The sequence below is a fragment of the Vreelandella songnenensis genome (genome assembly GCF_003002925.1).
In the GTDB taxonomy this organism is placed as follows: domain Bacteria; phylum Pseudomonadota; class Gammaproteobacteria; order Pseudomonadales; family Halomonadaceae; genus Vreelandella; species Vreelandella songnenensis.
In genome coordinates, this window is record NZ_PVTK01000024.1 from 1 (window position 1) to 3,077 (window position 3,077).

Genomic DNA, 3,077 nt, shown 5'->3' on the forward strand with positions numbered 1-3,077 from the left:
TTACCGGCGGGGTCAGTCACTGTCGCAGTGACGCTGACCGCCGTGTCACCGGTGTTCAAATCGGTCACCGTGACGCTCACACCGTTATCCAGATCGGCCTGAGTGACCGGGCGGTTGACCAGTTCGTTGCCCTTGCCATCGACCACCACCAGGGTGTCGCCCACCTGGGTACCTTCACCCAGCGTGACTGTGGCGTTGACGCCGTCGCGGATCTCGTCGGCGCTGTAAATGTCGCCGGTGGCGTCTTCCAGGGTGACGGAGACGGTTGGCGCCTGGGCGTCGATCGTGCCGTTAGCTGTCGACGTGTTGGTGTTGCCCGCCGGGTCGGTGACCGTAGCGGTGAGGCTCAGCGCGGTATCACCGGCATTCAGATCGGTGATCGTGACGCTGACACCGTTATCCAGATCAGCCTGGGTCACCGGGCGATTGACCAGTTCGTTACCTTTACCATCGACCACCACCAGGGTGTCGCCCACCTGGGTGCCTTCACCCAGGGTGACTGTGGCGTTGACGCCATCGCGGATCTCGTCGGCGCTGTAGATATCGCCGGTGGCGTCTTCCAGGGTGACGGAGACAGTCGGCGCCTGGGCGTCGATCGTGCCGTTAGCCGTAGATGTGTTGGTGTTACCGGCCGGGTCGGTGACCGTGGCGGTGAGGCTCAGCGCGGTATCACCGGTATTCAGATCGGTGATCGTGACGCTGACGCCGTTATCCAGATCGGCCTGGGTCACCGGGCGGTTGACCAGCTCGTTACCTTTACCATCGACCACCACCAGGGTGTCGCCCACCTGAGTACCTTCACCCAGGGTGACCGTGGCGTTGACGCCGTCGCGGATCTCGTCGGCGCTGTAGATATCGCCCGACGCATCTTCCAGGGTGACGGAGACGCTCGGCGCCTGCGCGTCGATTACCCCTTCAACGGTAGATGTGTTGGTGTTACCGGCGGGGTCAGTCACTGTCGCTGTGACGCTGACCGCAGTATCGCCGGCGTTCAGGTCGGTGATCGTGACGCTGACACCGTTATCCAGGTCGGCCTGGGTCACCGGGCGGTTAACCAGCTCGTTACCCTTGCTATCGACCACTAGCAGGGTGTCGCCCACCTGAGTACCTACACCCAGGGTGACCGTGGCGTTCACGCCGTCGCGGATCTCGTCGGCGCTGTAAATGTCGCCGGTGGCGTCTTCCAGTGCCACTGTAACGCTCGGCGCCTGGGCGTCGATCGTGCCGTTAGCCGTAGACGTGTTGGTGTTACCGGCCAGGTCGGTGACCGTGGCGGTGAGGCTCAGCGCGGTATCGCCAGCGTTGAGGTCGGTGATCGTCACGCTGACACCGTTATCCAGATCGGCTTGCGTGACCGGGCGGTTGACCAGTTCGTTACCCTTGCCATCGACCACCACCAAGGTATCGCCCACCTGGGTACCTTCACCCAGGGTGACCGTGGCGTTGACGCCGTCGCGGATCTCGTCGGCGCTGTAGATATCGCCCGACGCGTCTTCCAACGTGACGGAGACAGTCGGCGCTTGGGCATCGATCACGCCTCCCGCCGTCGTGGTAGTGGTGTTACCCGCCGGGTCGGTGACCGTGGCGGTCACGCTGACCGCAGTGTCGGTGGCGTTGAGGTCGGTGACCGTGACGCTCACGCCGTTATCCAGATCGGCTTGCGTCACCGGGCGGTTGACCAGTTCGTTGCCCTTGCCGTCGACCACTACCAGGGTGTCGCCCACCTGGGTGCCGTCACCCAGGGTGACCGTGGCATTGACGCCGTCGCGGATCTCGTCGGCGCTGTAAATGTCGCCCGACGCGTCTTCCAGGGTGACGGAGACAGTCGGCGCCTGGGCGTCGATCGTGCCGTTAGCTGTCGACGTGTTGGTGTTGCCCGCCGGGTCGGTGACCGTAGCGGTGAGGCTCAGCGCGGTATCACCGGCATTCAGATCGGTGATCGTGACGCTGACACCGTTCTCCAGATCGGCTTGCGTGACCGGGCGGTTGACCAGTTCGTTACCTTTGCCGTCGACCACCACCAGGGTATCGCCCACCTGGGTACCTTCACCCAGGGTGACCGTGGCGTTGACGCCGTCGCGGATCTCGTCGGCGCTGTAGATATCGCCGGACGCGTCTTCCAGCGTGACGGAGACGGTCGGCGCCTGAGCGTCGATCGTGCCGTTAGCTGTCGACGTGTTGGTGTTGCCCGCCGGGTCGGTGACCGTAGCGGTGAGGCTCAGCGCGGTATCACCGGCATTCAGATCGGTGATCGTGACGCTGACACCGTTCTCCAGATCGGCTTGCGTGACCGGGCGGTTGACCAGTTCGTTGCCCTTGCCGTCGACCACCACCAGGGTATCGCCCACCTGGGTACCTTCACCCAGGGTGACCGTGGCGTTGACGCCGTCGCGGATCTCGTCGGCGCTGTAGATATCGCCGGATGCGTCTTCCAAGGTGACGGAGACGCTCGGCGCCTGGGCATCGATCGTGCCGTTAGCTGTCGACGTGTTGGTGTTGCCTGCCGGGTCGGTGATCGTGGCGGTCACGCTGACCGCGGTATCACCCGCGTTCAGATCAGTCACGGTCACGCTGACACCGTTATCCAGGTCGGCCTGGGTCACCGGGCGGTTAACCAGTTCGTTGCCCTTGCCATCGACCACCAGCAGGGTGTCGCCCACCTGGGTGCCGTCACCCAGGGTAACCGTGGCGTTGACGCCGTCGCGGATCTCGTCGGCGCTGTAGATGTCGCCGGATGCCTCTTCCAGTGCCACCGTAACGCTCGGCGCCTGGGCGTCGATCACACCTCCCGCCGTCGTGGTGTTGGTATTACCGGCCGGGTCAGTCACTGTCGCTGTGACGCTAACTGCGGTGTCGGTGGCGGCGAGGCCGGTGATCGTGACGCTGACACCGTTCTCCAGATCGGCCTGAGTGACCGGGCGGTTGACCAGTTCGTTACCCTTGCCATCGACCACCACCAGGGTGTCGCCTACCTGAGTGCCATCACCCAGGGTGACCGTGGCGTTGACGCCGTCGCGGATCTCGTCGGCGCTGTAGATATCGCCGGTGGCGTCTTCCAGGGTGACGGAGACAGTCGG

General features: G+C 64.3%; 1 protein-coding gene. It reads right to left on the minus strand.

Going from position 1 to position 3,077, the window contains the following annotated elements; all coding sequences use genetic code 11:
• On the minus strand, positions 1 to 3,077 hold a 3,077-nt coding region (locus tag B0H98_RS16840), incomplete at both ends, for a beta strand repeat-containing protein (RefSeq protein WP_106376222.1).